The organism is Acinetobacter sp. UBA3132 (assembly GCF_002364825.1).
Lineage (GTDB): Bacteria > Pseudomonadota > Gammaproteobacteria > Pseudomonadales > Moraxellaceae > Acinetobacter > Acinetobacter schindleri.
In genome coordinates this window covers 1-7,984 of the sequence record NZ_DEZM01000174.1, presented here as the reverse complement: position 1 = coordinate 7,984, position 7,984 = coordinate 1, and the positions used below count along the sequence as shown (strand labels likewise).

Here is a 7,984-nt window from a genome sequence, read left to right as displayed (position 1 = left end):
ATGCACCCTGAATGCTTAATACTGGAATGTCGTAGACTGAAGTGCTCATATGAAGTCCTGTTTTTGATGTGTTTATCCTGTCGAATGTTGTAACGGGTATTCCGGCTGAGTACAAGTAAAAACATGTAGGGCAGTCGGGTAAATTTAAATCCATGCATTAATTTTATGTGAAAAATCAATTATGCTTGTGCTACACAATAACGGCGTTGAATTGAAAGCTGCTGGCTTGGACTTGCAGACAATGCTGAACCCTACACTTTATGGATGAGTATATGACACAGCAACACAAGGTAGTGTGGTGGGCATTATTACTGCCATTGACTGCGGTACTGATCTGGTCACTGAATATTGTCGTGACCCGCTATGTGACCGACTTTATCTCGCCGGTGAGCATCAGTTTTTATCGCTGGTTTTTTGCCTTTCTGATTCTAACCCCGTTTATTTTGCCGCGGGTGATTCGTGAGCGTGCCCTGATTGTGCCGCATCTGAAACAGCTGGCAGTGCTGAGTGCCTTTGGTCTGGTGCTGTATCAGGGACTGGCTTATACCGCTGCACATTACACCACCGCCACCAATATGGGCATTATTAATGCCTTTATTCCGATTTTTACCATTTTTGTGTCGATGCTGATTCTGCGCGATATTCCGAATCGCTACGCCATTATTGGCAGTCTGTTGTCCTTTGCCGGGCTGATCTATGTGATGGGGCAGGGCAATCCTTGGGGCCTGCTGCATGCCGGCGGCCAATGGGGCGATCTGCTGATGATTATCGCCGTGTTTTTCTATGCCTTTTATGGGGTTTTTCTGAAAAAATGGCAGCTGCAGATTCCGTTAATGCTGAGCCTGTATGTGCAGATTCTGTTTGCGCTGCTGTATCACCTGCCGTTTGTGACCTGGTTGGGTCTTGATGCCATCAATATGACCAATGCCGGCAGCGTTATCTACGCCAGTATTTTCCCTTCATTAATTGCCCCTTTGGTGTGGATGATGGCGATTCAGCGTCTGGGACCGACCCGCACCAGTATCTTTATGAACCTGATGCCGGTGTTTACCGCTTTAATTGCCTTTGTCTGGTTAAAAGAGGCCTGGACCATTTATCACAGTATTGGTGGGGCGATTATTCTGTTCGGAATTGTGCTGGCCCAGAAAAAAAAACTGTGGCGCCAGTGCTCCTGAAAGCCAAATAGTTGCCCAAAAAACGAACAAACAAACTTAATTTTTTGCTTGAATGATCTCGTGAATAAAGGCAAATAGACTTTAGTCGAGAAGAGTAGCTTTTAGCTTCTTTAAAAAGCACTTTAAAAAGAGCAAGATAATTTGAATTTTTTTCAAATAATGATTGATTAATCATAGGTTTAAGCTGTTTTTTAAGAGCTAAAATATATTTGTTTTTTTTAAACTGTTCGCCCATAATACGCTCCATCGCAGATCAGCGACTGTTGCTGAAATGCCCAGAGATTTCGATACCCTCTGGATGTGATAATACACATCCTTTTTTATGCTCAGCCATCCCTATATGGCTGAGCTTTTTTTTACCTTAAAACTTTAGTCGGATTTGAAAAAGCCAAAAAATGAATCCGTGCTTAAGCGCGGATTACTTCACCTGTCACAGCATCAATAATTTTGCTGGGTTCCTGACTCAGTCCTAAATCGCCATTTAAGTAGTTCAGGCTCTCAGATTCTTTAAAGTACTGTTTTGCATCCTGAAGTGAAAGTGCGGGATTTAGACCTGCTGGATTGGCACTGGTCGAAACGATATAGCCTCCAAAAGCCTGACATAAAGCCATACATAAAGGGTGGGTGGTAACACGTACCGCAACTTTAGGATGATTGCCTTTAATCCAGGCCGGAATATCTTCACTGGCAGGTAATAGCCAGGTGGTGGCACGTTCGGATACGCTGCGGTTGGTCCATGAAGCAATAATACGTTCGCGGATTTCTGGTGTCAGTGCTTCTAGTAAATGTTCTACTTGGGAAATATGTCCAGCAAGAAGAATCACACCTTTTTCAATTGGACGCTGTTTCAGTTGCAGAATCTGGTGAAATGCCTGTTCGTTGTGAGGGTCACAGCCCAAACCCCAGACAGCCTCTGTAGGGTATGCCAAAACTTGTCCTTGTTTCAGGAATGTCGCTGCTTCGGCAACAGAGGTGGTGATCATGTATATACCTTTTAAAAACAACAAAGGGCTATTGTGAACCTTATTTGCCTGTACGACAACGTAGAAACATACCGGCTTGCTGTGTACTGAAACCGAGTAATTCCAGTTCCATCAACTGTGCAGTGATTGTGGAAACATCCTGGCTGAGTTGAATGCTGATCTGATCTAGGTCTTTTCCGATCCAGTCGAGCTGGTTGTAGAGCGAAATCAGGTGTGCTGGAATCTCGATCAATTCGGTTTCACTATTTTCTGCTTTATAAGTTTGTTCAGCTGCCTGCCATTGGGTGGCTAATGCCAGATCTTCAACCACCTGGTGTGGATGATCAATCAGAATTGCGCCTTCGCGGATGAGCTGGTGACAGCCTTTGTGATTTTCACTGTAAATATGTCCAGGAATCGCAAACACGGTTTTTCCTTGTTCGGCAGCCAGTTTGGCGGTGATGAGTGAGCCACTTTTCAGTGCAGCTTCAGCCACAATAACACCCAGACTCAGTCCACTTACAATACGGTTACGCCGTGGAAAATGATGTTGCAGAGGCGGAGTACCGGGCAAAAATTCTGTAATCACCGTGCCGCCTTGGGCAATGATCTGTTCTTTTAATGGCTGATTTGTCGCCGGATAGGTTTGATCCAGACCCGTGCCCATCACTGCAATAGTACGATGCTGCTGCAGCGCTGCCCGATGTGCCGCTTCATCAATGCCTTGTGCCAGTCCACTATTGATATAAAAACCTTGTTCACTTAAGTAATACGCAAAATCATAAGCCATCTGACGACCGTGATTGCTCGGTTTGCGGCTGCCCACAATTGCCACCTGTGGCTGTAATAAACTGTCGGCTTTACCCTGACCAAATACAATCGGCGGTTTATCGGCGTAATGACTCAGTTGCTGAGGATAGTCCGCTTCATTATGTAATAAAATAAAGTCGCAAGTTTTCTGGATCTGCTCCAGACAAAACTGAAACTCGCGCTGGGAATCTTTGCAATTGAAATCCTGAAGCCGCTGGATATGATTTTTATGAACGCCTAGTTTTAGCCAGGTCTCGACTTGATCCGGCTGAACAGCATCAGCAAGATTTTCATAATATTCAGATAAGCGATAGAAACTGGTGAGGGAGTGCTGGACTACATACCATAAGCGAATGTTGTCCAGTTGAGTCGTAGATAACAAATTCAACATATTGAGACCTATCTTGCGTCTTCTTATTCTTATAATGAGTAATGAGGTTAAGATGATGCTGAATCACAGCATCATCTTAAAGTTCTTGTAAATTATTCGTCCAGCAGCGGTGGCTGAATGGTAGCGCCCACTTTGATTGGCAATTCACTGTCTAGAACATAGGCATAGCTGAACTGATCAAACGTTTTGAAGACCATGACATTACCAATACGTTCGCCCGGGAGCTGTACACGTTCTTTGGTTTTTGGATCAGTCACGACTTCACCTTGCTGATTCACACTAAACACATGACCAGACTGAACACCATGTGCTATGCCGCGGTCAATGGTGACAACACTATGACGTGCAGCTGTACCAATTGAACCCAATACACGAATGATCTGACCACCTGAAATGTTGTTTTCCGCATTTACTGGATAGAACAGGGTAGGCAGCATTGGATCATATTCTGGTAGTACCCGGTCACCACGACGGACTTCAGCATTATAGCTGTCGGTCAGTTCCAGAGTGGTGATATCACCTTCACCACGGACTGCGATACCAGAAGCAACCTGTTGCAGTTCTAGGGCAGCGGTGTATTTTTTACCATTGGCATCAGTCAGTATATAAGGTTCAGCTTCGCGGTATACTGCATAGCGTTGACCCACTTCCAGGCCATTGCCACGTGCATAAACTTTCTGGCCTTTACCAGCCAGTACACGTTGATCAGCTGTACCCAGAATATAAGGAGTGCCTTCAATAGAGTCTGCTGCCATAATTGTATAGCGCTCTAGCCATTGCTGGATATGGGCTAAAGGAATAACAGGAATGGTATTGTTGAGCGATTCGATACGCACCTGAGGCTGTAACTTATTCGTGCCAAGGTAGCGGTTGATGATACCGGTACAGCCATCACCTTCATCTTTACCAATGATTGGGCGGCCCTGGTAATCACACATCAGCAGACGGTCACCCGGGAAAATCCAGTGTGGATTTTTCACATGCTTATTGCCTGCCCAGATTTCTGGCCAGCGTACCGGATTTTTAAGAAAACGCTTGGAAATATCCCATAATGTGTCACCTTTTTTTACCACATAGACATTCGGTGCTGATGCTTTCAGGCTTGGTGGATTGACATTACGAGCTGGTGCTGCATGTGTAGTTGAAATTGTCCCCATACCAACACCCACACAAACTGCAAGTGCGAGCATTTGATTTTTAATCCCCAAGGCACTAAAAGATGGCATGCCCTTCAAAACCTTTTTCATTATCATAATTCCTAAAATTATGTATGTAAGTTGCGTTATAATAACGATCTTACACACAATTTTTTAATGAAGCATTCCTTCATTTGGTTTTTTGATCAATGGCATAATTGAGGACGCAGTATGGCCTTATTACCTATTTTAAGTTTCCCGGATCCCCGTCTTCGTACCATTGCACAACCAGTCGAAGAGGTTACTGATGAAATTCGTCAGCTCGCTGCAGATATGTTTGAAACCATGTATGAAGCGCCCGGCATCGGTTTAGCCGCGACACAAGTCGATCGTCATATTCAGCTGATTGTGATGGACCTGTCTGAAGATAAAGATCAACCCATGGTGTTCATTAACCCCAAAATTACACCATTGACTGAAGAAACACAGCCATACGAAGAGGGCTGTCTATCAGTACCTCAAATATACGATAAAGTTGAGCGTCCGTCACGTGTAAAAATTCAAGCAATTAATCTTGAAGGTCAAGCATTTGAGGTTGAGGCGGATGGCCTGTTGGCTGTGTGTATCCAGCATGAAATGGACCACTTAAATGGTAAACTTTTTGTGGATTATTTATCACCTTTGAAGCGCCAGCGTGCCCGTGAAAAAATTGAAAAAGCAGCACGTCAGCGTGATAAAGCCAAAGTTGCAGTGAAACGCTAAGTATTTTGTCGTATTGATGCATTGATTATTGCCCAGTTTTTACTGGGCTTTGTTATAATTAACGGTGACAAATTTTTATTTGCCCTTCTCCTATGGTGACACGTGGCGGATTGCTACTTTCTCTGGCAGCCGTATTTTTACAGATCGCTGTATTCTTGCAGCCTTTGCTGCCGAAGCAATATCAGGTTGCTCCGGTCTGTGAAACCATCACGCGTGCACTTTTGTTGCCTTTATCACATGAGCATCAGGCTGCTCATTCTCATCATGCTGACCACAGTATTCAGACTGCATCTGTAGAAGTTGCCCATGACCATCATGATGCCAGTCATCAATGTCAGTACTGTACCGTCTACGGCAATCTGGTCCTGCCACCTGAACTGGATCTAAAAGAAGTACTGGATCGAATTCAGGTTCGACTGATTGCATTTAAACAAGCATTCAGTCATGTCTGGTTTGTTCTGCAACAACTCTTTCTGCTACCACAGGGCAGGGCACCGCCACTGTTTGCATAAATCCACGTTGTTTTTACCTGGGTCTTAATTGACTTAGGCCGTGTTCAATTTATGTATTTAGTGAGATAGAAATGGCTCAGCCTAAATTTTCTTTACAGCCTCTTGCGGCTGCGATTTGTGTTGCTTGTTACTCTTCGACGGTACTGGCAAATGAAACCATGCCAGTACAGACCATGGCTCCAATTGTGGTGACTTCAACTGCCGGTAATGATGCCAATGGTCTGATTGTGCGTGCAGATCCTAAACAGCCGATTCAGCCAGTGCCAGCAACTGATGGCGCAGATTATCTGCAAAGTATTGTAGGTTTTAGTTCGGTCAATAGCGGAGCAGGTACCAATGGCGATGTGACCTTTCGTGGCATGTTCGGTTCACGCATTAAAATCCTGACTGATGGCACTGAAAACCTCGGTGCCTGCCCAAGCCGGATGGATTCGCCCACTTCATATATTTCTCCAGAAAGTTATGATCGTATTTCAGTGATTAAAGGCCCGCAAACGGTTCAATATGCCAATACCGGTTCGGCAGCAACCGTCATTTTTGAACGTACACCTGAACAGTTTGGGGAAGATCAACATTATCGCGGTCAGGCCAGTGTTTTGATGGGTTCCTTCGGGCGTTTCGATCATAATGTCGAAGTTGCAGCAGGTGATGAACAGAAATATATTCGCCTCAATACCAACCGCTCGGTAGCCAACAGCTATCAGGATGGTAATGGCAATACTGTGCCATCAGACTGGGAACGCTGGAATGCTGATCTGGCTTTAGGCTGGACACCTGATGAAAACACCTGGGTAGAACTGACCGGTGGTAAGGCTGATGGTGAAGCAGTGTATGCTGGCCGTATGATGGATGGTTCCAAGTTTGCCCGTGAAAGTTTAGGTTTGCGTGTTGAAAAGAGAGATGTCAGCGACGTGATTCAGAAAGTAGAAGGGCAGATCAACTATAACTATAACGACCATGTGATGGATAACTATAGTTTACGTGCTAAACCTATGATGGAAATGGCAACTAACGTTGCACGTAAAACTTTAAATGCGCGTGTCGCCATGACCAGTGAATGGGATAAGGTTAAACTGATCTCTGGTGTTGATACGCAAAACAATGAGCATTCGATTCGTAAGACAACAGATGGTATTTCATATCAGAATCTACCTCGTATAACCGACATGGAATTTCAATCCATTGGCGCGTTTGGTGAACTGACTTATGATTTGGGCAACGACAATCAATTTGTCACAGGTCTGCGTTTAGATCAGGTGGATGTCGATGCAGTGCAAACTAATCAGTCTCGTCAGCAACTTTTACCAAGTGGTTTCCTGCGTTTCGAAAATATTCATCCTGAACATGAAGATGGCAAAACCTATATTGGACTGGGTTATGTGGAGCGTATGCCAGACTACTGGGAACTGTTTAGTCCTAAATCAGGCAATGGAAATACAAATACCTTTAAAAATATCGATACTGAAAAGACTTTACAGCTTGATGTGGGTTATCAGCACTCGCATGGTAAGTTCAACTCATGGGCATCAGCATACGCAGGTTTGATTAATGATTATGTGTTAACGACATATAAACCTACTGGTATGATGGGGATGTTGGAAGCGCATAGCCGGAATGTCGATGCCACCATCGCTGGTGCAGAAGCTGGAATTGGTTATCAGTTGACTGATACGATTCAGGCTGACGTGAGCGCAATGTATGCTTGGGGTGAAAACACCACCAATAATACGCCGTTGCCACAGATTTCACCTTTAGAGGCACGAGTTAACTTGCGCTATATTCAAGACAAATACAATGTTGGATTGTTGTGGCGTGTAGTGGACGGTCAAAACCGTATTAGTAAGAATGAAGGTAATATTATTGGATACGATCTACAGCCAAGTGCAGGCTTTAGCACATTATCGCTAAATGGAACCTATAATTTAGCAGAAGACATCGATTTGTCGGTGGGTATTGATAATGTGTTAGATAAAACCTATACGGAGCATTTGAATAAGATGGGAAATGCAGGTGTCGGTCTGGCGGCTAATGAACAATTCAATAATATGGGACGAAATTACTGGGCAAGAATCAGTATGAGGTTCTAATCTGATTAGATTAAGTACAAAAAGCAGGACGAAAGTTCTGCTTTTTGCTTTTTTAATTTAATAAAATTTATAAAAATCAAATGTTTAATTGGTATGGCCATTTCCAAATAAAATAACGAATATTTTTATTAAAATAAATAGATCGGAAG

8 protein-coding genes are annotated in these 7,984 nt (G+C 43.9%); 4 read left to right on the top strand and 4 right to left on the bottom strand.

The features are described from left to right. Positions 1-272: 272 nt before the first annotated feature. Entirely contained in the window at positions 273-1,175 is a 903-nt protein-coding gene (locus tag B4033_RS09275) for a DMT family transporter (protein ID WP_286833375.1), read from the top strand. On the opposite strand, the gene B4033_RS09270 is transcribed toward B4033_RS09275, so the two are convergent. The 4 genes from B4033_RS09270 to B4033_RS09255 all read right to left on the bottom strand — a co-directional run bounded on the left by B4033_RS09270 (position 1,117) and on the right by B4033_RS09255 (position 4,585). Continuing rightward, the gene (locus B4033_RS09270; RefSeq protein ID WP_286833374.1) at positions 1,117-1,410 is read right to left on the bottom strand and encodes a hypothetical protein; all 294 of its coding nucleotides are present in this window, start codon (positions 1,408-1,410) and stop codon (positions 1,117-1,119) included. The two genes, B4033_RS09275 and B4033_RS09270, sit on opposite strands and share 59 nt — an antisense overlap. Before the next feature lie 172 nt (positions 1,411-1,582). Next, complete coding sequence (locus B4033_RS09265; protein WP_004895281.1) at positions 1,583-2,158, bottom strand: L-threonylcarbamoyladenylate synthase; 576 nt, start codon at positions 2,156-2,158, stop codon at positions 1,583-1,585. Between the two features lie 40 nt (positions 2,159-2,198). Next, positions 2,199-3,338: a DNA-processing protein DprA gene (gene dprA / locus B4033_RS09260; RefSeq protein WP_286833370.1), complete on the bottom strand. Its 1,140-nt coding sequence runs from the start codon at positions 3,336-3,338 to the stop codon at positions 2,199-2,201. Positions 3,339-3,430: 92 nt separating this feature from the next. Then, entirely contained in the window at positions 3,431-4,585 is a 1,155-nt protein-coding gene (locus B4033_RS09255; protein WP_004895279.1) for a LysM peptidoglycan-binding domain-containing protein, read from the bottom strand. A gap of 120 nt (positions 4,586-4,705) precedes the next feature. Between B4033_RS09255 and def the strand changes: the two genes are divergently transcribed. The 3 genes from def (at position 4,706) to B4033_RS09240 (ending at position 7,835) form a co-directional block, all read left to right on the top strand. After that, a complete protein-coding gene (gene def, locus B4033_RS09250; RefSeq protein ID WP_005220256.1) occupies positions 4,706-5,236 on the top strand; it encodes a peptide deformylase in 531 nt (176 codons plus the stop codon). Between the two features lie 92 nt (positions 5,237-5,328). After that, a complete protein-coding gene (locus B4033_RS09245) occupies positions 5,329-5,748 on the top strand; it encodes a DUF2946 family protein (protein WP_286833366.1) in 420 nt (139 codons plus the stop codon). 71 nt (positions 5,749-5,819) lie between these two features. Next, positions 5,820-7,835: a TonB-dependent copper receptor gene (locus tag B4033_RS09240; RefSeq protein ID WP_286833363.1), complete on the top strand. Its 2,016-nt coding sequence runs from the start codon at positions 5,820-5,822 to the stop codon at positions 7,833-7,835. Positions 7,836-7,984 lie beyond the last annotated feature (149 nt).